The 21,963-nt window shown below is 64.7% G+C and carries 32 protein-coding genes and 1 tRNA gene; 5 read left to right on the forward strand and 28 right to left on the reverse strand.

Annotation, left to right across the window (positions count from 1 at the left end; all coding sequences use genetic code 11):
* Positions 1 to 13: 13 nt before the first annotated feature.
* The 26 genes from secY to rpsL all read right to left on the reverse strand — a co-directional run bounded on the left by secY (position 14) and on the right by rpsL (position 16,589).
* Positions 14 to 1,378, reverse strand: coding sequence for a preprotein translocase subunit SecY (gene secY, locus GTH33_RS17280; protein ID WP_163959470.1), 1,365 nt, complete (start codon positions 1,376 to 1,378; stop codon positions 14 to 16).
* 252 nt (positions 1,379 to 1,630) lie between these two features.
* Positions 1,631 to 2,173: a 50S ribosomal protein L15 gene (gene rplO / locus GTH33_RS17285; protein ID WP_163959471.1), complete on the reverse strand. Its 543-nt coding sequence runs from the start codon at positions 2,171 to 2,173 to the stop codon at positions 1,631 to 1,633.
* 108 nt (positions 2,174 to 2,281) lie between these two features.
* Positions 2,282 to 2,458, reverse strand: coding sequence for a 50S ribosomal protein L30 (gene rpmD, locus GTH33_RS17290; RefSeq protein WP_017979476.1), 177 nt, complete (start codon positions 2,456 to 2,458; stop codon positions 2,282 to 2,284).
* 5 nt (positions 2,459 to 2,463) lie between these two features.
* Positions 2,464 to 3,243 (reverse strand): 30S ribosomal protein S5, encoded by a 780-nt coding sequence (rpsE, locus tag GTH33_RS17295; protein WP_163959472.1) that lies wholly within the window; start codon positions 3,241 to 3,243, stop codon positions 2,464 to 2,466.
* Positions 3,244 to 3,245: 2 nt separating this feature from the next.
* Positions 3,246 to 3,602 (reverse strand): 50S ribosomal protein L18, encoded by a 357-nt coding sequence (gene rplR / locus GTH33_RS17300; RefSeq protein WP_163959473.1) that lies wholly within the window; start codon positions 3,600 to 3,602, stop codon positions 3,246 to 3,248.
* Positions 3,602 to 4,135, reverse strand: coding sequence for a 50S ribosomal protein L6 (gene rplF / locus GTH33_RS17305; protein WP_163959474.1), 534 nt, complete (start codon positions 4,133 to 4,135; stop codon positions 3,602 to 3,604). The genes rplR and rplF overlap by 1 nt, the downstream gene beginning before the upstream one ends.
* On the reverse strand, positions 4,135 to 4,530 hold the full coding sequence (gene rpsH / locus GTH33_RS17310) for a 30S ribosomal protein S8 (RefSeq protein WP_163959475.1): 396 nt from the start codon (positions 4,528 to 4,530) through the stop codon (positions 4,135 to 4,137). The genes rplF and rpsH overlap by 1 nt, the downstream gene beginning before the upstream one ends.
* Before the next feature lie 10 nt (positions 4,531 to 4,540).
* Positions 4,541 to 4,846 (reverse strand): 30S ribosomal protein S14, encoded by a 306-nt coding sequence (rpsN, locus tag GTH33_RS17315; protein WP_163959476.1) that lies wholly within the window; start codon positions 4,844 to 4,846, stop codon positions 4,541 to 4,543.
* Between the two features lie 41 nt (positions 4,847 to 4,887).
* Complete coding sequence (gene rplE, locus GTH33_RS17320) at positions 4,888 to 5,475, reverse strand: 50S ribosomal protein L5 (RefSeq protein ID WP_163959477.1); 588 nt, start codon at positions 5,473 to 5,475, stop codon at positions 4,888 to 4,890.
* Positions 5,468 to 5,785, reverse strand: a complete 318-nt coding sequence (rplX, locus tag GTH33_RS17325; RefSeq protein ID WP_163959478.1) for a 50S ribosomal protein L24 — start codon at positions 5,783 to 5,785, stop codon at positions 5,468 to 5,470. Before rplX ends, rplE begins: the two co-directional genes overlap by 8 nt.
* Complete coding sequence (gene rplN / locus GTH33_RS17330) at positions 5,785 to 6,153, reverse strand: 50S ribosomal protein L14 (RefSeq protein WP_017979484.1); 369 nt, start codon at positions 6,151 to 6,153, stop codon at positions 5,785 to 5,787. Before rplN ends, rplX begins: the two co-directional genes overlap by 1 nt.
* A gap of 163 nt (positions 6,154 to 6,316) precedes the next feature.
* Positions 6,317 to 6,589: a 30S ribosomal protein S17 gene (rpsQ, locus tag GTH33_RS17335; protein WP_037534161.1), complete on the reverse strand. Its 273-nt coding sequence runs from the start codon at positions 6,587 to 6,589 to the stop codon at positions 6,317 to 6,319.
* A 12-nt stretch (positions 6,590 to 6,601) separates the two neighbouring features.
* Positions 6,602 to 6,805 carry a 50S ribosomal protein L29 gene (gene rpmC / locus GTH33_RS17340; protein ID WP_163959479.1) on the reverse strand — a complete coding sequence of 68 codons (204 nt, stop codon included), beginning with the start codon at positions 6,803 to 6,805 and terminating at the stop codon, positions 6,602 to 6,604.
* Between the two features lie 4 nt (positions 6,806 to 6,809).
* Positions 6,810 to 7,244 (reverse strand): 50S ribosomal protein L16, encoded by a 435-nt coding sequence (gene rplP, locus GTH33_RS17345; RefSeq protein ID WP_163959480.1) that lies wholly within the window; start codon positions 7,242 to 7,244, stop codon positions 6,810 to 6,812.
* Positions 7,245 to 7,256: 12 nt separating this feature from the next.
* Positions 7,257 to 7,964, reverse strand: a complete 708-nt coding sequence (gene rpsC, locus GTH33_RS17350) for a 30S ribosomal protein S3 (RefSeq protein ID WP_037534164.1) — start codon at positions 7,962 to 7,964, stop codon at positions 7,257 to 7,259.
* The gene (gene rplV / locus GTH33_RS17355) at positions 7,964 to 8,341 is read right to left on the reverse strand and encodes a 50S ribosomal protein L22 (RefSeq protein WP_163959481.1); all 378 of its coding nucleotides are present in this window, start codon (positions 8,339 to 8,341) and stop codon (positions 7,964 to 7,966) included. The genes rpsC and rplV overlap by 1 nt, the downstream gene beginning before the upstream one ends.
* Positions 8,341 to 8,616 carry a 30S ribosomal protein S19 gene (rpsS, locus tag GTH33_RS17360; protein WP_017979490.1) on the reverse strand — a complete coding sequence of 92 codons (276 nt, stop codon included), beginning with the start codon at positions 8,614 to 8,616 and terminating at the stop codon, positions 8,341 to 8,343. The genes rplV and rpsS overlap by 1 nt, the downstream gene beginning before the upstream one ends.
* Before the next feature lie 2 nt (positions 8,617 to 8,618).
* Positions 8,619 to 9,458, reverse strand: coding sequence for a 50S ribosomal protein L2 (gene rplB, locus GTH33_RS17365; protein WP_163959482.1), 840 nt, complete (start codon positions 9,456 to 9,458; stop codon positions 8,619 to 8,621).
* A gap of 1 nt (position 9,459) precedes the next feature.
* The gene (locus tag GTH33_RS17370; RefSeq protein ID WP_163959483.1) at positions 9,460 to 9,774 is read right to left on the reverse strand and encodes a 50S ribosomal protein L23; all 315 of its coding nucleotides are present in this window, start codon (positions 9,772 to 9,774) and stop codon (positions 9,460 to 9,462) included.
* Complete coding sequence (gene rplD / locus GTH33_RS17375) at positions 9,767 to 10,393, reverse strand: 50S ribosomal protein L4 (RefSeq protein ID WP_163959484.1); 627 nt, start codon at positions 10,391 to 10,393, stop codon at positions 9,767 to 9,769. The genes GTH33_RS17370 and rplD overlap by 8 nt, the downstream gene beginning before the upstream one ends.
* Positions 10,394 to 10,395: 2 nt before the next feature.
* Positions 10,396 to 11,145, reverse strand: a complete 750-nt coding sequence (gene rplC / locus GTH33_RS17380) for a 50S ribosomal protein L3 (RefSeq protein ID WP_163959485.1) — start codon at positions 11,143 to 11,145, stop codon at positions 10,396 to 10,398.
* 354 nt (positions 11,146 to 11,499) lie between these two features.
* A complete protein-coding gene (gene rpsJ / locus GTH33_RS17385) occupies positions 11,500 to 11,808 on the reverse strand; it encodes a 30S ribosomal protein S10 (protein ID WP_007406109.1) in 309 nt (102 codons plus the stop codon).
* Between the two features lie 255 nt (positions 11,809 to 12,063).
* Entirely contained in the window at positions 12,064 to 13,257 is a 1,194-nt protein-coding gene (gene tuf / locus GTH33_RS17390) for an elongation factor Tu (protein WP_037534177.1), read from the reverse strand.
* A gap of 236 nt (positions 13,258 to 13,493) precedes the next feature.
* Positions 13,494 to 15,590, reverse strand: a complete 2,097-nt coding sequence (fusA, locus tag GTH33_RS17395; protein ID WP_163959486.1) for an elongation factor G — start codon at positions 15,588 to 15,590, stop codon at positions 13,494 to 13,496.
* 96 nt (positions 15,591 to 15,686) lie between these two features.
* Positions 15,687 to 16,157 (reverse strand): 30S ribosomal protein S7, encoded by a 471-nt coding sequence (gene rpsG, locus GTH33_RS17400; protein WP_163959487.1) that lies wholly within the window; start codon positions 16,155 to 16,157, stop codon positions 15,687 to 15,689.
* A 60-nt stretch (positions 16,158 to 16,217) separates the two neighbouring features.
* On the reverse strand, positions 16,218 to 16,589 hold the full coding sequence (gene rpsL / locus GTH33_RS17405; protein ID WP_010185487.1) for a 30S ribosomal protein S12: 372 nt from the start codon (positions 16,587 to 16,589) through the stop codon (positions 16,218 to 16,220).
* A 240-nt stretch (positions 16,590 to 16,829) separates the two neighbouring features.
* Here rpsL and GTH33_RS17410 point away from each other — a divergent pair, with 240 nt between their 5' ends.
* On the forward strand, positions 16,830 to 17,468 hold the full coding sequence (locus tag GTH33_RS17410) for a hypothetical protein (RefSeq protein ID WP_163959488.1): 639 nt from the start codon (positions 16,830 to 16,832) through the stop codon (positions 17,466 to 17,468).
* On the opposite strand, the gene GTH33_RS17415 is transcribed toward GTH33_RS17410, so the two are convergent.
* Positions 17,465 to 18,466, reverse strand: a complete 1,002-nt coding sequence (locus GTH33_RS17415; RefSeq protein WP_163959489.1) for an alpha/beta fold hydrolase — start codon at positions 18,464 to 18,466, stop codon at positions 17,465 to 17,467. The genes GTH33_RS17410 and GTH33_RS17415 overlap by 4 nt on opposite strands.
* 156 nt (positions 18,467 to 18,622) lie before the next feature.
* Between GTH33_RS17415 and GTH33_RS17420 the strand changes: the two genes are divergently transcribed.
* From GTH33_RS17420 to nusG, 4 genes are all read left to right on the forward strand, one after another.
* Positions 18,623 to 18,698 (forward strand) — tRNA-Trp (locus GTH33_RS17420).
* Positions 18,699 to 18,798: 100 nt separating this feature from the next.
* On the forward strand, positions 18,799 to 18,942 hold the full coding sequence (locus GTH33_RS17960) for a hypothetical protein (protein ID WP_166753072.1): 144 nt from the start codon (positions 18,799 to 18,801) through the stop codon (positions 18,940 to 18,942).
* 168 nt (positions 18,943 to 19,110) lie between these two features.
* Positions 19,111 to 19,308 (forward strand): preprotein translocase subunit SecE, encoded by a 198-nt coding sequence (secE, locus tag GTH33_RS17425; RefSeq protein ID WP_017979500.1) that lies wholly within the window; start codon positions 19,111 to 19,113, stop codon positions 19,306 to 19,308.
* Positions 19,309 to 19,317: 9 nt separating this feature from the next.
* Positions 19,318 to 19,854: a transcription termination/antitermination protein NusG gene (gene nusG / locus GTH33_RS17430; protein ID WP_163959490.1), complete on the forward strand. Its 537-nt coding sequence runs from the start codon at positions 19,318 to 19,320 to the stop codon at positions 19,852 to 19,854.
* 211 nt (positions 19,855 to 20,065) lie between these two features.
* Here nusG and GTH33_RS17435 read toward each other — a convergent pair whose 3' ends face one another.
* Complete coding sequence (locus GTH33_RS17435; RefSeq protein ID WP_163959491.1) at positions 20,066 to 21,949, reverse strand: ATP-binding protein; 1,884 nt, start codon at positions 21,947 to 21,949, stop codon at positions 20,066 to 20,068.
* Positions 21,950 to 21,963: the final 14 nt, after the last annotated feature.

Genomic DNA, 21,963 nt, shown 5'->3' on the forward strand with positions numbered 1-21,963 from the left:
AATCCATCCCGCCTCAGCGGAGACGGCCGCCCTTCAGCTTCGCCTTCTTGATGAGGTCACCATATTGGTGCGCCAGCAGGTGGCTCTGAATCTGCGTCACGGTGTCCATCGTTACGTTGACGACGATCAACAGGCTAGTGCCGCCAAGGTAGAAGGGTATCGACAGCGCCGACACCAGATATTCCGGCAACAGGCAGATGATCGTCAGATAGGCGGCACCGATGACCGTGATGCGGGTCAGCACGTAATCGAAATACGTCTCGGTATTCTTGCCCGGGCGGATGCCGGGAATGAAGCCGCCGTAGCGCTTCAGATTGTCGGCGGTCTCTTCCGGATTGAACACCACGGCGGTGTAGAAGAACGAGAAGAAGATGATGCCGGCGGCATAGAGCGCCATGTACACCGGCTGCCCGTGCGCAAGATACTGGTTGAGGGTGATGATGAAATCGCCCCACTTCGATTCGCCCGCGACGCGCTGGCCGGCGAACTGCGAGATGGTGAGCGGCATCAGCAGCAGCGACGAGGCGAAGATCGGCGGGATCACGCCCGCAGTGTTGATCTTGAGCGGCAGATGGCTGCGATCCGCCTGCATGCCGCGCTGCGTCTGACGCTTGGGATATTGGATCAGGATGCGGCGCTGGGCGCGCTCCATGAAACAGATGAACAGGATCAGCGCGACCACCGCGATGACGATGCCGATCAGGCGGACCGCGTCGATCGATCCCGAACGGCCGCCTTCCAGCAGGTTGACGAGCGTCGTCGGCAGATGCGCGACGATGCCGGCCATGATGATGAGGCTGACGCCGTTGCCGATGCCGCGGCTGGTGATCTGCTCGCCCAGCCACATCAGGAACATCGTGCCGCCGATCAGGCTGATGACCGCCGCGACGCGAAAGGTCATGCCCGGCTCGATCACCGCGGCGACGCCGTTGGTGGCGCTGAGCGCCTCCAGTCCGACGGCGATGAAATAGCCCTGGATCGCGGTCAGCGCGACGGTGCCGTAACGCGTGTACTGGTTGAGCTTCTTGCGGCCCGATTCGCCTTCCTTCTTGATCGCGGCGAGCTGCGGCGACAGCGAGGTGGCGAGTTGCACGACGATCGAGGCGGTGATGTACGGCATCACGCCCAATGCGATCAGCGACATGCGGCTGAGCGAACCGCCCGAGAAGGTGTTGAAGAAATCGAGCACGCCGCCCGTGGTACGCTCGCTCAACAGGTTGAGTGCGGTCGGGTCGATGCCCGGCAGCGGCACATAGCTGAGCAGGCGGAAGACGATCAGCGCGCCGATCGTGAACCACAGCCGCTTCTTGAGGTCGGTCGCCTGCGCGAATTTCGCGAGACTGATGCTTTGCGCCATCTGGTCGGCTGCGGATGCCATGCGTGTATCCTGGAAACAAAAACGGCGGGATGCGTTTGAACCGCCCCGCCGCTCATATAGGCGCTGATCGCGCCTTGTCTAATCGGTCCGGCAGTTCGGTCGTCCTTTGTGCGAGGACGACCTTTTCCAATTCCTTCGTCACCCCGGACTTGTTCCGGGGTCCACCGAGCCGCGTACCTGCCGGCTAAGGCGCTTGCGGCTCGGTGGATGCCGGAACGAGTCCGGCATGACGGAGAGATGAGGAGAGCAGGCCTACGCCTTGAACGACGCCTTCTTTTCCTGGCGGGCCTTATACTGCACGCCCTTCTTGGCGGCGGCCTTTTCCGCGGCAGGAACGACGACCGGGATATCGAGCGAACCGCCGGTCTTCTCGACCTGCGCCTTCGCACCGGCCGACGCGCCGGCAACGTGGAAGGACAGCCTGGTGGTCAGTTCGCCCTTGGCGAGCAGACGGACACCGTCCTTGCCGCCACGGACCAGGCCGGCCGCCTTCAGCGCCGCCTGATCGATCGTGCCCTCGGCCGACAGCTTGCCCGCATCGATCGCCTTCTGGATCGCGCCGGTGTTCACCTCGGCATAATCCTTGGCGAAGATGTTGTTAAAGCCACGCTTCGGCAGACGCATGTGGAGCGGCATCTGACCGCCCTCGAAGCCGGCGATGCTGACGCCCTCGCGGCTCTTCTGACCCTTCTGGCCGCGGCCGCCGGTCTTGCCCTTGCCCGAACCGATACCGCGTCCGACGCGGATCTTGGACTTGCGGGCGCCCTGGTTGTCGCGGAGTTCGTTGAGCTTCATGATATGCACTCGCTTTCGCTTTTGTCGCGCGGACTAAAGAATATGGAAAAAGGAAGGGGGCCCGTTAGCCCCCTTCCCCGTATTTGTCACTAGGTGAACGCGAAGGGGTTAGCCCTGCACCTCGACCATGTGCTGCACCTTGCGGATCATCCCGCGGACCTCGGGGCTGTCTTCCAGCTCCGAGACCTTGTGCATCTTGTTGAGGCCGAGACCGATCAGCGTCGCGCGCTGGTCCTTGGTCCGGCGGATCGGCGAACCGGTCTGCTTGATCTTGATAGTCGCCATGTCGATTACTCCACGACGGCCGCAGCATCCGCCTCGGCGGTCTGCGAACCACCGCGGCCGATCAGGTCGGCGATCTTCTTGCCACGACGCTGTGCGACCGACTTCGGCGAAGTCTGCTCACCCAGTGCCTCGAACGTGGCGCGGATCATGTTGTAGGGATTGGACGTGCCGATCGACTTCGTCACCACGTCGGCCACGCCGAGCGATTCGAAGATGGCGCGCATCGGGCCACCCGCGATGATGCCGGTGCCCTGCGGCGCCGAACGGAGCGTCACGCGACCGGCACCGAAATGGCCGTTGCCGTCATGATGCAGCGTGCGACCGTCCTTCAGCGGCACGCGGACCATCGCCTTCTTCGCAGCCGCAGTGGCCTTGGAGATGGCTTCCGGCACTTCGCGCGCCTTGCCGTGGCCGAAGCCGACGCGACCCTTGCCGTCGCCCACGACGACCAGCGCCGCGAAGCCGAAGCGCTTGCCGCCCTTCACCGTCTTCGACACGCGGTTGATGTGGACCAGCTTTTCGATCAGCTCTTCGCCGCCGTCGTCCTGACCGGGACGACCGCCACGGCCGTCACGACCGCGACCGCCATCGCGACCGCCGCGATTGCCGCCGGGGCCACCCGGACCGCGACCGCCACCGCCGCCACCACGACCGCCGCGGGGACCGCCACGACCACCACCCGGTGCGCCGTAGCCGCCCTGCTGGCCACCCTGGGGCGCCTGCGTCTGCGCTTCCTGGGGAGCGCCTTCAGCCGCTGCCGGCTGCACGTTGTTCTCGTCAGCCATTATTAGAACTCCAATCCGGCTTCACGCGCGGCCTCGGCCAGCGCCTTGACACGACCGTGATAGAGGAAGCCGCCACGATCGAACACGACCTGCGTCACGCCCGCTTCCTTGGCCTTTTCCGCCACGCGGGTACCGACCGCGGTCGCTGCCGCGATGTTGGCGCCCGACTGGTCGCGCACGTCCTTTTCCAGCGTCGATGCCGACGCGACGGTCTTGCCGGCGACGTCGTCGATGACCTGGGCATAGATGTGCTTGCCCGAACGATGGATCGACAACCGCGGACGGGTGCCGGCCCGCGCCTTCAGCGCGGTACGATTGCGCCGACGGCGCTTCGCGAAAAGAGAGAGACCCTTGGTCATTACTTCTTCTTCCCTTCCTTGCGGAAGATGAACTCGCCGTCGTACTTGATGCCCTTGCCCTTGTACGGCTCGGGCTTGCGCCACTGACGAATCTCGGCGGCCAGCTGGCCGACCTTCTGCTTGTCGGAACCGCTGATCTCGACGGTCGTGGCGTCCGGCGTCTTCACCTCGATGCCTTCCGGCACCGCGATGTTGACGTCGTGGCTGTAGCCGAGCTGCAGCTTGAGCGTCTTGCCCTGTGCCGCGGCGCGATAGCCGACGCCGGTGATGAGCAGCTTCTTGGTGAAGCCGTCGGTGACGCCCGTCACCAGGTTCTGCACCATCGTACGCTGCATGCCCCAGAAGGCACGGGCGCGCTTGGTGTCGTTGGCCGGCTGCACCGAAATGCCGCCGTCCTCGATCGTGTAGCTGATCTCGTCGCGCATCGGCATCGTGAGGGTGCCCTTGGGACCCTTCACGCTGATGATGCCCTTGTCGATCGACGGCGTCACGCCGGCCGGTACGGGAACCGGCTTCTTACCGATGCGGCTCATCAGAAGACCTCCGCAAGGACTTCGCCGCCGACGTTCTGTTCGCGCGCTTCCGCGTCGGACAGAACACCGCGAGGCGTCGAGACGATGGTGATGCCGAGGCCGTTGCGGACGCGCGGCAGTTCCTGCGAACCGGAATAGACGCGGCGGCCGGGCTTCGAGACGCGAGCGACGTGCTTGATCGCCGGCTGGCCCTCGAAATACTTCAGCTCGATGCGGACGCCCGCTGCCGGACCCATCTGCTCGTCGCTGTAGCCACGGATGTAGCCTTCGCGCTGGAGCACGTCGAGGACGCGGATGCGGAGCTTCGACGACGGCGAGAGGACGGAGTCCTTCTTCGCACGCTGGCCGTTGCGGATGCGGGTGAGCAAATCACCCAGGGGATCGGTCAATGCCATCTTCTGATCCTTACCAGCTCGACTTCGTCAGGCCCGGGATCATGCCCTTGTTGGCCAGATCACGAAGCATCACGCGAGCGAGACGGAACTTGCGGTAGTAAGCGCGCGGACGACCGGTGATCTCGCAACGGTTGCGGATACGGGTCGGGTTCGAGTTGCGCGGCAGTTCCGCCATCTTGAGGCGCGCGATCAGACGCTCGCTCTCGTCGAGGCTCTGGTCGTTGGCCATCGCCTTCAGCTTCGCCAGCTTGGGAGCATATTGCTTCACAAGCTTCTTGCGACGCTCATTCTTGTTGATCGAACTCAGTTTCGCCATGGACTTAAGCTCTCTTCCTTACTTCGGACAAGCGAGGCTGCTCACGCAGCCTGCTTCTGCTCGTCAGCCTCGGGCTGCGGGAACGGGAAGCCGAACAGACGGAGCAGCTCGCGCGCCTCGTCGTCGGTCTTCGCGGTGGTGGTGACGATCACGTCCATGCCGCGCACCTTGTCGATGCGGTCATAGTTGATCTCGGGAAACACGATCTGCTCCTTGATGCCGCAGGCATAGTTGCCACGGCCGTCGAAGCTCTTCGGGTTGAGCCCGCGGAAATCGCGGACGCGGGGAAGCGCGATCGTGATGAAACGGTCGAGGAATTCGTACATGCGCTCGCGGCGAAGGGTGACCTTCACGCCGATCGGCATACCCTCGCGCAGCTTGAACTGCGCGATCGACTTCTTCGCCTTGGTGATCACCGGCTTCTGGCCCGCGATCAGTTCCATTTCGGAAGCAGCCTGGTCGACGCGCTTCTTGTCCTGGGTCGCCTCGCCGACGCCCATGTTCAGGACGATCTTGTCGATGCGCGGGATCTCGTTGACGTTCTTGTAGCCGAACTTCTCGACCATCGCCTTGATGATGATCTCTTCGTAGATGCCCTTCATGCGGGGCTTGTAGACTGCATCAGCCATCGATCTTGTCTCCGGTCTTGACGGCCACGCGGACCTTCTTGCCGTCCTGCGTCTCGAAACGGACGCGGGTGGGCTTGCCGTCGGCGGTCACGTGCGCAACCTTCGAGATGTGCATCGGCGCCTCGACCTTCTCGAGGCCGCCCTGCGGGTTCGCCTGCGTCGGCTTCTTGTGGCGGGTGGCGATGTTCACGCCCTCGACCACGACCTTGCCGTCCTTCGGCATCGCCAGCGTCACGGTGCCGGTCTTGCCCTTGTCCTTGCCGGACAGAACGACGACGCGGTCACCCTTTTTGATCTTCGCGGCGGCCATTACAGCACCTCGGGCGCGAGAGAGATGATCTTCATGTGCTTCTTGCCACGCAGCTCGCGCACGACCGGGCCGAAGATACGGGTGCCGATCGGCTCCTCGTTCTTGTTGACCAGGACGGCGGCGTTGCCGTCGAAGCGGATGGTCGAGCCATCGGCACGGTGGATGTCCTTGGCGGTGCGGACGATGACGGCGCGGTGCACGTCACCCTTCTTCACCTTGCCGCGGGGCTGTGCTTCCTTGATGCTGACGACGATGATGTCGCCGACCGATGCCGTGCGACGCTTCGAGCCGCCCAGCACCTTGATGCACTGCACCCGCTTCGCGCCGCTGTTGTCTGCGACGTCGAGATTGGATTGCATCTGGATCATCGATCCATTTCCTTCTCGTCTATGGGGTGGATACCGACCCAACCCCGCCTAAAATAATGACCCCGGCGCAGCGGACTGCACCGGGGGAGCGGCCCTGTAACCACTCCGCTGGCAGGACGCAAGCCCTGCCCTCTTCCTCCGCCGGCAGACCACCGGCGACGGATTATGCGTCGACGTCGACCCGTTCGGGCGTCGCATGGGTATTCACCCGATCGACGACCTTCCAGGTCTTCAGCTTCGAGATCGGCGCAGTCTCTTCGATGCGCACGGTCTCGCCCTGCTTGTACTCGTTCGCCTCGTCATGGGCGTGGTACTTCTTCGAACGACGGATGATCTTGCCGTAGAGCGGGTGCTTCACCTTACGCTCGACATTCACAACCACCGTCTTGTCGCCCTTGTCGGAGACGATCAGCCCGGTCAGCACGCGCTTAGGCATGTGCTACTATCCTTACTTGGCAGCCGCGGCGCTGGTGCGCTGCGCCTGGAGGGTCTTGATCCGCGCGATGTCGCGACGGACTTCCTTGACGCGGCTCGGCTTCTCGAGCTGGTTCGTCGCCGCCTGGAAGCGGAGGTTGAACTGCTCGCGCTTCAGCTGGCCGAGGTTCTCGGACAGCTGATCGTCGCTCTGGCTGACGAAATCGGTCTTTGCCATGATGTTATTCGCCTCCGAGGTGGCTGGTGTCGCCAAGGCGGGCAACGACCTTGACCTTGATCGGCAGCTTCATCGCGGCACGCTCGAACGCCTCAGCAGCGATCTTGCCTTCGACGCCGTCGAGCTCGAACAGGATCCGGCCCGGCTTGACGCGGGCGGCCCAGAATTCCGGCGAACCCTTGCCCGAGCCCATGCGGACTTCGGCCGGCTTCGACGAGACGGGCACGTCCGGGAAGATGCGGATCCACAAACGCCCCTGGCGCTTGATGTGACGCGTGATCGCGCGGCGGGCCGCCTCGATCTGCCGTGCGGTGATCCGCTCCGGCTCCATCGCCTTCAGGCCGTACGAGCCGAAGTTGAGGCTGGTGCCACCCTTGGCGTCACCATGGATGCGGCCCTTGAAGGCCTTGCGGAACTTGGTCTTTTTCGGTTGCAGCATGTCTGTTGCCCCTTAACGACGGTCGTCGCGGGCCGGACGGACGCCGGAAGTCTGTGCTTCCATCATCAACCGGTCCTGCGCCATCGGGTCATGGCCGAGGATCTCGCCCTTGAAGACCCAGACCTTCACGCCGCACACGCCATAGGACGTGTGGGCCTGGGCCTCGGCATAGTCGATGTTCGCGCGCAGCGTGTGCAGCGGAACCCGACCTTCGCGATAGCTTTCCGAACGTGCGATCTCGGCGCCGCCGAGGCGGCCGCCGCAGGCGACGCGGATGCCGTCGGCACCCAGGCGCATCGCCGACTGCACCGCACGCTTCATGGCGCGGCGGAAGGCGATACGACGCTCAAGCTGGTCGGCGATGCCCTGCGCGACGAGCTTGGCATCGATTTCCGGCTTGCGGATCTCGACGATGTTCAGCGACACGTCGGACTTGGTCATCGCGCCGATCGTCTTGCGCAGCTTCTCGATGTCCGAGCCCTTCTTGCCGATGATGACACCGGGACGGGCAGCGAAGATCGAGATGCGGCACAGCTTGGCCGGACGCTCGATGACGACCTTGGAGATGGCGGCCTGCGGCAACGTCTTCATGATGAAGGCGCGGATCTTCAAATCCTCCAGCAGCAGCTGACCATAATCATGGCCCTCGGCGAACCAGCGGCTGTCCCAGGTCCGGTTGATCTGGAGCCGCATGCCGATGGGGTTGCTCTTGTGACCCATTATGCTTCTTCCTGCTCGCGCACGACGATGCGCAGACGGCTGAACGGCTTCAGGATGCGGGTGGACTTGCCACGGCCGCGGGTCGCGAAGCGCTTCATGGTGATCGACTTGCCGACCGACGCCTCGGCGACGACGAGCGCGTCGACGTCGAGGTTGTGGTTGTTCTCGGCATTGGCGATGGCCGAGGCCAGCACCTTGCGCGCGTCGACCGCCATCGCCTTCGTCGAGAAGGCGAGGATGTTCATCGCATCACCGACCGGCTTGTTGCGGATGAGGGCCGCGACCAGGTTCAGCTTCTGGGCCGAACCCCGGATCTGCGTGCCGACGGAAAGGGCTTCCTTTTCGCCGACCTTGCGGGGGGAGACTGGCTTGCTCATCAGCGCTTGCCCTTCTTGTCGGCGGCGTGGCCGGGAAAATAGCGCGTCGGCGCGAATTCACCCAGCTTCATGCCGACCATGTCTTCATTGACCGACACCGGCACGAACTTGCGGCCGTTGTAGACGTTGAACGTGAGGCCGACGAACGACGGCAGGATGGTGGAACGACGCGACCAGGTCTTGATCGGCGCGCGGCCACCGGCGTCCTGCGCGGTTTCCGCCTTCTTCAGAAGGCTCAGTTCGACGAACGGGCCCTTCCAGACTGAACGAGCCATGGTTAGCCCTTCCTCTTAGTCGAATGACGCGACCGGATAATCATCTTGTCGGTCGACTTATTGTGACGGGTGCGCGCACCCTTCGTCGGCTTGCCCCACGGGGTGACCGGATGACGGCCGCCCGAGGTCCGGCCTTCACCACCGCCGTGCGGATGGTCGACCGGGTTCTTGGCGACGCCGCGGGTCAGCGGACGCTTGCCCATCCAGCGCGAACGCCCGGCCTTGCCGAGGTTCTGGTTCTGGTTGTCCGGGTTCGACACCGCACCGACCGTCGCCATGCACTCGCCACGGATGTAGCGCTGCTCGCCCGAGTTGAGGCGGACGATGACCATGCCGCGATCACGACCGACGACCTGCACATAGGTGCCGGCCGAACGGGCGATCTGGCCACCCTTGCCCGGCTTCATCTCCACGTTGTGGACGATGGTGCCGACGGGGACCTGGCCGATCTCCATCGCGTTGCCCGGCTTGGTATCGGTCTTCTTGGCCGCGAGGACCTTGTCGCCCGGCGCCAGCCGCTGCGGCGCGATGATGTAGGCCAGCTCTTCGTCGGCATACTTCACCAGCGCGATGAACGCGGTGCGGTTGGGATCGTATTCCAGCCGCTCTACGGTGCCCTCGACGTCCCACTTGCGACGCTTGAAGTCGACGTAGCGGTACTTCTGCTTGTGACCGCCCGCGATGCCGCGGCTGGTCACATGGCCCTTGTTGTTGCGGCCGCCCGACTTGCGCTTGCCCTCGGTCAGCGCCTTGACGGGCTTGCCCTTCCAGAGCGACGACTTGTCGACGAGGACGAGACCACGCTGTGCGGGGGTCGTCGGATTATAATGCTTGAGTGCCATCTTACTTGGCCCCCTCGGTTACGTCGATCGACTGGCCGTCCTTCAGGGTGACAATGGCCTTCTTCATGTCGGAGCGCTGGTAGGGAGCGCCCTTCCACTTCTTGGTCTTGCCCTTCTGGACGATCGTGTTCACGCCGGTCACGTTGACATCGAAGATCGCTTCGATGGCAGCCTTGATCTGCGGCTTGGTCGCATCGTTCGCGACCTTGAACACGACGGCGTTGTGCTCGGAGAGCAACGTCGCCTTCTCGGTGATGTGCGGCGCGACGATCACGTCATAGTGACGGTTGTCGACGGCCTTCTGCTGCTTAGCCATTGAAGCGAGCCTCCAGCTTCTCGACCGCCGCGCGGGTCAGGACCAGCGTGTCAGCCTTCAGGATGTCATAGACGTTGGCACCGGCCGACGGCAGCACGTTGATGCCGTGCAGGTTGCCGGCAGCCAGCGCGAAGCTCGTCTCGACGGCATCGCCATCGATGACCAGCGCGGTCTTGCCGAAGCCGAGCTTGGCGAGATCGCCGACCAGCGTCTTGGTCTTGTTGTTCTCGACCGCGATGCTGTCCATGACGATCAGCGAGCCGGCCTTGGCATGGCTCGACAGGGCCATCTTGAGACCGAGCGCGCGAACCTTCTTGTTCAGGCCGGGGTTGAAGTCGCGGACGCGGGCGCCGTGAGCCTTACCACCGCCGATGAAGACGGGAGCACGGCGATCGCCGTGACGTGCCGTACCGCCGCCCTTCTGGCGACCGAACTTCTTGCCGGTGCGGGCGACGTCTGCACGCTCGCGGGTACCACGAGCCGTCTCGCGACGCTTCTCGAGCTGCCAGGTGACCACGCGGTGCAGGATGTCGGCGCGCGGATCGAGGCCGAAGACCTCGTCGTTGAGCTCGACGTCCGCGCCAGCGGTACCGGCGAAGGATTGAACCTTGACCTTCACGTTCAGCCCTCCTGGCCGTCGGCAGCTTCCGGCGCGCTCGTCTCAACGGGCGTGTCGGCTGCGGTGTTGCTGTTGGCAGCCTGCTTCAGGCTGGCGGGATAGGGGGAGTCGGCATGCGCCTTGACCTTGACCGCGTCCTTCACGAACAGCCAGCCACCCTTCGAACCGGGGACCGAACCCTTCACGAAGATCAGACCACGCTCGGCGTCGGTTCCGACGACCTCAAGGTTCTGCTGCGTGCGATACTTGTCACCCATGTGGCCGGCCATCTTCTTGTTCTTGAAGACGCGACCCGGATCCTGGCGCTGGCCGGTCGAACCGAGCGAACGGTGCGAGACCGAGACGCCGTGCGTCGCGCGCAGACCGCCGAAGTTCCAGCGCTTCATGCCGCCGGCAAAGCCCTTACCCTGGGTACGACCCTGGATATCGACCAGCTGGCCAGCAACGAAATGCTCTGCCGAAATCTCTGCGCCGACGTCGAGGAGGTTGTCCTCGGTGACGCGGAATTCCGCGACGACTGCCTTGGGCTCGACCTCGGCCTTGCCGAAGTGGCCGCGCTGCGGCTTGGCGACATTCTTGGCCTTGGCGACGCCAGCACCGAGCTGGACGGCGGTGTAGCCATCACGATCTTGTTCGCGACGGGCAATGACCTGGAGGCCTTCGAGTTGCAGGACGGTGACCGGCACGTGGCGGCCATCATCCTGGAACAGGCGGGTCATACCCATTTTCTTCGCGATCACGCCAGTACGCATGATCCTGCACTCCTTTTACAGAGGCACGCCCGGGACCATTCCCGAACGTGCTTGCGGCCCCTCGAAAGAGGCCATCCATCCCGAATTTCAGTACGTCGCCCCGCCCCGGGCTGGCGCCCCCGTTGCCGGGAACATGACGGGAGACGCTGGCCCGGCCCCGAAAGGCCGGCGGTATCTCGTGCCTGTCAGGTGCTCCGCAGGGCGGAGTTCCCAAACCGGCCGTTCCGCCGAGGCGGATACGGCAAACCCGCGGGACTCGACGTCGACCGCGGGAGCCGGCGCATTACGCCAACCTGTTGACTGCGTCAACAGGGACCCCGGCCTTCGCCGGGGCTAAAGGCGCGCTGGCCTGCATCAGGCCAGCTTGATCTCGACGTCAACGCCCGCGGCGAGGTCGAGCTTCATCAGCGCGTCGACCGTCTGCGGGGTCGGCTGCACGATGTCGAGCATGCGCTTGTAGGTGCGCACCTCGAACTGCTCGCGGGACTTCTTGTCGATGTGCGGACCGCGGTTGACGGTGAACTTCTCGATGCGCGTGGGCAACGGAATCGGACCGCGGATGAGCGCGCCGGTACGACGCGCGGTGTCGGCGATGTCGCCGGTCGCCTGGTCGAGCACGCGATGATCGAACGCCTTGAGGCGAATGCGGATGTTGCTGTCCATGATCCCTACCGATGCGATGGAGCACGACCCCGGCCGTCTCCTGCGCATTAAAGCGAAGGACTCGTGCCGCTGGTGCTGGACCGGCGGGATGAGACCCCCGCTGAAGCGGGGGCGACGAGAAAGAGCCGTAACTCAGTAAAACTTCGAAGGCGCGCCCTAGAGGAGCCTTCATAAAAAGGCAACGGCCCGACTCTCCTTTTTTGGAGAGCCGGGCCGCTGTCGTCTGGACCGGCGCGGGTGCGCCGAATCCGTCGCTTACTTGTCGATGCCGCTCACGACGCCCGCGCCGACGGTACGACCGCCCTCACGGATGGTGAAGCGCTGGCCGACGTCCATGGCGATCGGTGCGATCAGCTTGATGCCGAGCGCGATGTTGTCACCAGGCATGACCATCTCGGTGCCCTCGGGCAGCTCGACGGTGCCGGTCACGTCCGTGGTGCGGAAGTAGAACTGCGGACGGTAGTTGGCGAAAAACGGCGTGTGACGGCCACCCTCTTCCTTCGACAGCACGTACACTTCCGACTGGAAGTCGGTGTGCGGCTTGATCGAACCCGGCTTGCAGAGCACCTGGCCACGCTCGACCTCGTCACGGGCGACGCCGCGGATCAGCGCGCCGACGTTGTCGCCGGCCTGGCCCTGGTCGAGCAGCTTGCGGAACATCTCGACGCCGGTGACGGTGGTCTTGCGGACGGTCGGGTGGATACCGACGATCTCGACTTCCTCGCCGACCTTGACGATGCCGGTCTCGACGCGGCCGGTGACGACCGTACCGCGACCCGAGATCGAGAACACGTCCTCGATCGGCATCATGAACGGCTTGTCGAGCGGACGCTCGGGCTGCGGGATGTAGTCGTCAACCGCCTGCATCAGCTCGGTGACGGCATCCTTGCCGAACTTGTCGTTCGAACCCGACAGCGCGCAGGTCGCCGATCCCTTGATGATGGGGATGTCGTCGCCCGGGAATTCGTACGAGCTGAGCAGCTCGCGGATTTCCAGCTCGACCAGCTCGAGGATTTCCTCGTCGTCGACCAGATCGACCTTGTTCATGAACACGACCATCGCCGGCACGCCGACCTGACGGGCGAGCAGGATGTGCTCGCGGGTCTGCGGCATCGGGCCGTCGGTGGCCGACACGACCAGGATCGCGCCGTCCATCTGGGCAGCGCCGGTGATCATGTTCTTCACATAGTCGGCGTGGCCGGGGCAATCGACGTGCGCATAGTGGCGGTTCGTCGTCTCATACTCGACGTGTGCGGTCGAGATGGTGATGCCGCGCTCGCGCTCTTCGGGAGCCTTGTCGATGTTGGCGAAATCGACCGCGGTGCCGCCGGTCGTCTCTGCCAGCACCTTGGTGATCGCCGCGGTCAGCGACGTCTTGCCATGGTCGACGTGACCGATGGTGCCGATGTTGAGGTGCGGCTTGTTCCGCTCGAATTTTGCCTTAGCCATTTTCCTACCTTCTGATTCGAATTCGGTGCCGCCCGGGCTACGCGAACGCGGCCCTGTAGCGGTAGTTCGTGGGTAATGCCAGCCCCTGTGCGGCGGGGCCGACGACGCAGTAAATCCGTCGTCGGACGGGTTCGACGATGTCGCCCCGCCGGGGTTCCCCGCAAAGTACTACTTTGCAGGGGCCCCTCGTCCGGCCTTCGGTGTCTCGGGGCTAAGTCGCCTTAGCCCCGTGCACCTCAGGCGAGCTTCGCCTTAACCTCGTCCGCAACGTTCTGCGGCACTTCGTCATAGTGCGAGAACTGCATGCTGTACTGCGCGCGGCCCTGCGTGAACGAACGCAGCGCGTTGACGTAGCCGAACATGTTGGCCAGCGGCACCATCGCCTCGACCGTCTGCGCATTGCCGCGGCTGTCGGTGCCCTGGATCTGGCCACGACGGCTGTTCATGTCGCCGATGACGTCGCCCAGATAATCCTCGGGCGTGACGACCTCGACCTTCATGACCGGCTCGAGCAGCGTGATGCCCGACTTCTGGGCCGCTTCGCGCATGGCGCCGCGGGCACAGATTTCGAACGCCAGCGCCGACGAGTCGACGTCGTGGTACGCGCCGTCGTAGACGAGGACTTCGAAGTCGATGATCGGGAAGCCGACCAGCGAGCCGGTTTCCGCGGTTTCACGGAAGCCCTTCTCGATCGCGGGGATATATTCCTTCGGAATGTTACCGCCCTTGATCTCGTCCTTGAAGACGAAGCCCGAACCGCGCTCGCCCGGCGTCAGCTTGACCTTGACGCGGCCGAACTGGCCGGTGCCGCCCGACTGCTTCTTGTGCGTATAGTCGATGTCGACCGGCTTCTTCAGGTATTCGCGATACGCCACCTGCGGCGCACCGACGTTCGCCTCGACCTTGAACTCGCGCTTCATGCGGTCGACCAGGATTTCGAGGTGGAGCTCGCCCATCCCCTTGATGATGGTCTGGCCCGATTCGGCGTCCGACGACACCCGGAACGACGGATCCTCGCGGGCCAGACGATTGAGCGCGACGCCCATCTTCTCCTGGTCGGCCTTGGTCTTCGGCTCCACCGACAGCTCGATCACCGGCTCGGGGAATTCCATCCGCTCGAGGATGATCGGGGCGTTCTGCGCGCAGAGCGTGTCACCGGTCGTGGTATCCTTCAGGCCGGCGAGAGCGACGATGTCGCCTGCGAAAGCCTCCTGGATGTCCTCACGGCTGTTCGCATGCATCAACAGCATGCGACCGACCTTTTCCTTCTTGTCCTTGACCGAGTTGGTGACCTGCGATGCGGTCTCCAGCTTGCCCGAATAGATGCGGGCGAAGGTCAGCGTACCGACGAAGGGATCGTTCATGATCTTGAACGCGAGCGCCGAGAACGGCACCTCGTCCGAGGACGGACGCTCGTCCGGCGTCACGCCGTCCAGCTTCAGACCCTGGATCGCGGGCACGTCGAGCGGGCTCGGCAGATAGTCGACGACGGCGTCGAGCAGCGGCTGGACGCCCTTGTTCTTGAACGCCGAACCGCAGACGATCGGCACGAACGCCATTTCGAGCGTGCCCTTGCGGATCAGCTTCTTGAGGTCGGCGACCGACGGCTCGTTGCCCTCGAGATACGCCTCCATCAGCGCATCGTCCTGCTCGACCGCCATTTCGATCAGCTCGCTGCGATACTTCGCGGCCTTCTCGGCCATGTCGGCAGGGATGTCCTGATATTCGAACTTCGCGCCCAGCGACTCTTCGAGCCAGATGATCGCGCGGTTGTTGACCAGGTCGACGAGGCCCTTGAAGCCGCCCTCGATGCCGATCGGCAGATACAGCACCGCCGGACGCGCGCCGAGACGCTCGATGATCGAATCGACGCAGAAATAGAAGTCGGCGCCAGTACGGTCGAGCTTGTTGACGAAGCACATGCGCGGCACGCCGTACTTGTCGGCCTGGCGCCACACGGTTTCAGACTGCGGCTCGACGCCGGCAACGCCGTCGAAGCAGGCGACCGCACCGTCGAGGACGCGCAGTGAACGCTCGACTTCGATGGTGAAATCGACGTGGCCGGGCGTGTCGATGATGTTGATGCGGTGCTCGGGGCCCTTGCCCTCTTCGGCCGACCAGAAACAGGTCGTGGCAGCCGACGTGATCGTGATCCCGCGCTCCTGCTCCTGCTCCATCCAGTCCATCGTCGCGGTGCCTTCATGCACTTCGCCGATCTTGTAGGACTTGCCGGTGTAATAGAGAATGCGCTCGGTCGTCGTCGTCTTGCCGGCATCGATGTGCGCCATGATGCCGATGTTGCGGTAACGGTCGAGCGGATGGCTGCGGGCCATGATCGTGCTTCCTTAGCGATATGGGGAGCGAGCCCTATGGCCCACTCCCCAATATATAGGTGTGTAGGCTACCGGTGAAAAGTCACCGGCGACCGGTTACCAGCGGTAGTGCGAGAACGCGCGGTTGGCTTCGGCCATCCGGTGCGTATCTTCGCGCTTCTTCACCGCGTTGCCGCGGTTGTTGGCGGCGTCCATCAGCTCGCCCGACAGGCGGGCGGCCATCGTGTTCTCGCTGCGCGCACGGGCGGCGGCGATGAGCCAGCGAATGGCCAGCGCCTGCGCGCGCTCCGGGCGAACCTCGACGGGGACCTGATAGGTCGCGCCGCCGACTCGGCGCGAACGCACTTCGATGCCGGGCTTGATGTTGTTGAGCGCGTCATGGAACACGCCGATCGGCTCGCGCTTGGCGCGCTGCTCGACGGTTTCCAGGGCACCGTAGACGATCAGTTCCGCGACGGACTTCTTGCCATCGAGCATGACCGAATTCATGAACTTCGAGAGAACCTCATCACCAAACTTGGGATCGGGGAGGATGATACGCTTTTCCGGGCGACGACGACGTGCCATTTCATAAACCTTTCTAACTTCAGCCTGTTGGTCGAGCCCCCGCGACAGGGGCCAACCGGCTTACTTCGGACGCTTGGCGCCGTACTTGGAGCGGGACTGGCGACGATCCTTGACGCCCTGCGTATCGAGCACGCCGCGCAGGACGTGGTAGCGAACGCCGGGAAGATCGCGAACGCGGCCACCGCGGATCAGGACCACCGAGTGCTCCTGCAGGTTGTGGCCTTCACCCGGGATGTAGCTGATGACTTCGCGGCTGTTGGTCAGGCGGACCTTGGCCACCTTGCGCAGCGCCGAGTTCGGCTTCTTCGGGGTCGTCGTGTAGACGCGGGTGCAGACGCCGCGCTTCTGCGGGTTCTGCTCCATCGCAGGGACCTTGGACTTGGCCTTCTGCGGGTCGCGGCCCTTGCGGACCAGCTGGTTGATCGTCGGCATGAAGCCTTCACCTCGTAAGTGGGTTACTTTGCTGGAGCCATCACAGCACTTCGGAATACAAAAAGGGACGTAGGCAGCGACACGCACCACCCCGGCCCCACAACTTTGCATCCAGCAATGTTCAAGCTTGCCCACCGGATGACTCCGGCGAACGGAGCGGGCCTATACGCAGAGTCGCCCGTCCGGTCAACGGTCGCGCCTTTAACCCGCTCGCAACCGGCGCATGCGCATGACGCGATCATGTCGCCTGTCCCACGCTACGCTGCCGTCGCCCTGCCCGTCACCGCCATTGTCGCGCTGGTGGCGGCCGCGGCGCTCGCCGTGGCGATGCCGGGCGGACGGTGCAGCGACGCGCTGGCGCTGTTCGCATCGGTGGCCGCCCTCTGCGCCGCGCAGGAGCGGCGGACGCAGGACATGATCCTGGCTACCGGGCTTGCCGTCGGACTGGCGCCGGCGGGACTGCTGCTCGCCCCCCTGTGCGTCGGCATCGCGATCCGCCGGGGCGCCGCCCGCACCCTGCCGATCGGGGCGTCGGTCGCGATCGTCGTCAGCCGGCTGCTGCCCTGGCCGACGCTCGCCCCCACCCTGCCGAACCTCGCCGCATGGGCGCTCGTCCGCCCCGATGCGCTGGCCCTCGTCGCCGCGATCGGCATCGGCATGGCCGCGTGGCTGGGTGCGCGCGCATCGACGCCGATGCCCGGCGCGTTGCTCGCCGAGGCGCGACTGGGGGTCGTCCTGCTCGCCTGCGTGCTGCCACTACCGTTGGGCGTGCTGGGCATCGTCGTGGTGCTGGCGGCATTGCCCCTGCCCGCCCGGCCACGGCTGCAGGCGGCCAACGACAACAGGGTGCTGCGCCGGACCGTGCGGCTGGCGGCCTAGCGCCGCGTCGCGAGGATCGCGAGCAGCGCCTTCTCGAAGCGGGGCGCGTCCTCGACCTGCGGGGAATGGCCCAGCCCGTCCAGCTTGACGAGCGTCGCGTTCGGCATCCGGGTCACCGCCGCCTGCGCAGCGACCGGGATCGCCTCCAGGAATCGGCGCAGGTCGGCCGGCGTCTGCGCCCGGCCAAAGGCGGTCCGGTCGAGCGTGCCGATCAGCAACGTCGTCGGCGGCTTGATACGGTAGAGTTCGTGCGCGACGGGCTGTGTCTTGATCATCTCGCTGGTCTTCGCCTGCGCCAGCGCGACGGAGTCGCGCCCCGCGCCCTGATACATGCCCGCGAGCATCCATACCCAACGGTCATAGGCCGGCTTCCAGGTACCGTGATAATAGTTCTGCTGCTGATAGGCCTTGATACTGGCGTAACTCGTCTTCTTCTCCCCCGCCCAAAGCGTATCGACGTCGACATAGGGCAGCCCCTCCTCCGACCGGTCCTTCAGGCCGAGCGGATTGACGAGCACCAGCCGCTCGACGGCATCGGGGTACATGATCGCGAACCGCATCGCGAGCATGCCGCCCATCGAATGGCCCACGACGGTCGCCCGCGACATCCCGCGCGATTCCATCAACCGCCGGGTGAACGACGCCAGCATTTCGAAACTATATTGCGCCCCCCGCGGCTTCGCGGATTTGCAGAAACCGATCTGGTCGGGGATCAGCACGCGGTATCCCGCATCGGACAGCGCACGGGCGCTGCTCTCCCACGTGGCACCGCAGAAGTTCTTGCCGTGCAGCAGCACCACGCTGCGGCCATTGGGACGCGCAGGAGCGATATCCATGAAGCTCATCGATGCCGGCTGTCCGACCACGTCGAACGTCATCGTCTGGACTGGCCATGGATAGGTGAACCGTTCCAGGTTCGGCCCGAAATCCGGCGCGACGACCGGATCGGCCGCGGCGACGAGCGTCAGGGTCGCAAGCCCAAGCCCCGCTCGCAACATGGTTTTCCTCACTCTGCCTGTTCTCCATCGCCGTGTACGCCCTGCCCGCATTAATGGCGTCGCGGGTGTACGTCATCCATGCGGACATGTTTCGTCATGGACGTCGAAGACCGTCTTGCCCTTTCGCCCCGGCACAGGTAGAGGGCGCGGCGCTGCAGGAGTGTAGCTCAGTTGGTAGAGCATCGGTCTCCAAAACCGAGGGCCCACGGTTCGAGTCCGTGCACTCCTGCCAGTATCGTCCGCTGCGCGTGGCGCCGGAGGTACCACACGATCACATGAATTTTTTGTCATTCTGGCGATGACGCGGGCGTTCGGACTGCTATAGGCGGTTCATGGATGAGGCAACCCGACTGACCCTTGTTTATACGATTATCGGAGTGTTGCTGCTGTGCGGCATCCCGTCGCTGATCGTCTATCTCCGGCGGCGCAAGCGTGAGAAGCTGCGTCGTCGCGGGATCAAACGCTACGGTCACTGAACCCCGCCGGCCAGCGGCCTTGCGTTTGCGCCCTCACGCGGCTATCTGCGCAGGCCATCCGACAGCGAGGACGGGCAGCGCCGGTTCCCCACACGCAGGGGAAGCGGCAGCGGTCTTATGCCTCGATGATTCGGTTTTCGTGATTCCAGCGGGTTTTGAGAAAAAACAGTGGCGAAGACGACCCCCATCGAATTCATCCGCCAGGTGCAGGCCGAGACCAAGAAGGTCGTCTGGCCGACCCGGCGCGAAACGATCATGACGGGCGTCATGGTGGTCATCATGACCACGATCCTCGCGCTGTTCTTCCTGGGCGTCGACACGTTCTTCAACGCGGTCGTCCAGGCGCTGCTCAAGCTCGCGAAGTAAGGGTACATAATGGCGCGCTGGTACATCATTCACGCCTATTCCGGTTTCGAGGGCAAGGTCCGCGATGCGATCATGTCCGAAGCGACCCGCCTCGGCCTCGACCAGCTGGTCGAGCAGATCGAGGTGCCGACCGAGACGGTGACCGAGGCTCGCCGCGGCAAGAAGATCGCGGTCGAACGCAAGTTCATGCCCGGCTACGTCCTCGCCAAGCTCAACATGAACGACGACGTCTATCACCTGGTGAAGAACACCCCCAAGGTGACGGGCTTCCTCGGCAGCATGGGCAAGCCGCAGGCGATCAGCGAAACCGAAGCCGCGCGCATGCTCAACAGCAAGGAAGAGGCGGCAGCCGCTCCCAAGGCCAAGGTCAAGGTCGACTATGAGATCGGCGATGCGGTCAAGGTGCTTGAGGGTCCGTTCGCAAGCTTCAACGGCATCGTCGAGGAACTCGATTTCGACAAGTCGAAGGTCAAGGTGTCGGTATCGATCTTCGGGCGCGCCACGCCGGTCGAACTCGATTTCGAGCAGGTCGAGCGCTCCAAGTAATCATCGGCCATGCCGACGCAAAAAAGGCCGGGGCGGCAACGCCGCGGCCTTTTTGCTGTATGCGGCCCCGGCCACCTGAACGCCCGCGGCAAGCATGCCAGAGGCCGCTTCTCGCCGTTCGCCGGGTCGATTGCCGGCCAAGAATGCTGCGGCACCGCCAGCCACCACGGGTTCGATGACTGCCGCATCCATCGACGACGGTAACCTCGTGTCAGGCGGCCTTTGCCAGGCGATCGGCCTCGGGCGTCTTCAGCGTCAGCACGGCGACGGCGCCCCTGCCCCGGCCTTCGCTTTCCAGCCGCAGGCTCCCCTCCATCGCGTTCATCGAATTCGCGCACCAATGCAGTCCGAGACCGCCCGATTTGTGCTCGCGCGTCGAAAAGCCGCGCTGGAACAGGGTCGCGGTCGCCGATGCATCGAAGCCTTCGCCATCGTCGCGGATGTGGACGATGACGCTGTCGCCGGATTCGTGGATCGTGACGCCGATCGAGCCGCTGTCGCGGCCGGTCGCCGCAATGGCTTCGGCCGCATTGCCGAGCAGGTTGCCGATGACCTGGCTGAGGATCACCCGGTTCGCCAGTGCGAAATGGGTGCCCGCCGGAAAGCTGAACGCGATCGAGGCGGCGTCCGAATAGCGCGCGATGGCGGCGTTGCGGGCGACGATCGCACTGAGGTCGCACACCTCCAGCGTCGGGCGTTCGTGCGCCTGCTTCTGCTGCTGGCCGATGATCTCCAGCACATGCGCCATCGCTTCGCGACCGATCTGCAATTCGCCGCGCATGGTTTCGCGGCCTTGTATCTCGGCGGCGAGCGCGGCGGTGACGAAGGTGGAGAGCTTGGCCCGGCGAGCGGCAGGAATGTCGTCCCGACCCAGTTCGGCGAGCGCCCGCTCGACGGTGCTGCGATCGATCGGCGGCGGCTGCGCGATGCCCTGGCTCAGGATGGTGCTGATCGGGTTCAGCGCGTTGCGGACGTTGTGCATGACCGCGACGGCACTTTCGCTGCGCCCGAGCGCAAAGCTCTGCACCTCGATCTGTTCGCGCAGGTCCTTCAGCTGGGACAGCATCGCGTTGAGACTGCGGCCGAGCGAACCGAATTCGTCGCGGCGCCCGTCATCGTCGAACAGCGCCATCGACCCCGACGCGCGGACCCGCTGCATATGCCGCTCGACGCGTTGCAGCGGGGCGAGCACCAGGCGGGCGATCACCCGGCGAAGGACGACGAGCACGATCAGCAGCAGCAGCGTCGATCCCGCCACGGCGAGCAACAGCATGCGGCGGCCGAGCAGCGATACGTCGCGGACGATGTGGAAGCGGGCAGCGGCGATCGCATGGCCGTCGACACCCGGAATCGGCACCGCGATCGCCATGGTGTTGCGACCGGGCACGACGCTCTCGCGGTCACCGGTCGCCGCCAGATCGATGCGCGCGTCGAGCTGCAGCAGCGCGGAAATCTGGCTGGAGGTGATCTGCCGCGCCATCAGCACATAACCGCGCGGATCGCCGGTACCGTCCGAGCGGCGCACCTGTGCCACGCCGACCGCCGCAACGATGGTGCCGAGCCGCGCATAGAAATGGCCGGAATTGCTCGTGCCGACGATCCGCGCGAAATCGCCATGCGCGGCGATGCGGACCAGCGCGGCACGCAGGTCAGCCCGTTCGCGGCCCGTCTTCGCATCGAGCCAGCGGGCGATCTGGATGCGACCGTCCTGACGGATATACGCCATGCCCTGCACGCCCAGATTGGTCATCGCGAGCGGCGAGAAGCTGTCGCGCTCGAACGCCGCCGACTGGGCGGAGGAAGGCGCCCCCATATAGGCATAGCTCTGCGTCCAGTCGCCATAGTCGCGAACGGCGTTCTCGACCTTGGCGGCATATTCGGCCAGCGCCGCGCGGGTGCGCTCGACATGGCCGGCGATCGCCTTGGTCTCCAGCGCGCTGAAGCTGGGCGTGATGACGCTGGCGAGCAGCAAGGTGATGCCGAGCGCCCCGGCCACCCCGACCGCGGTGAGGATGAGCACCAGCTTCGCACCCAGCGAGGCCGGCCCCCTCGGTCTGGCGCCCCCGAACCACATGCCGAACCGCGACCGGCGCATCAGCCGTGCGTCCC

It is taken from the genome of Sphingomonas insulae (genome assembly GCF_010450875.1).
Classification (GTDB): Bacteria; Pseudomonadota; Alphaproteobacteria; order Sphingomonadales; family Sphingomonadaceae; genus Sphingomonas; species Sphingomonas insulae.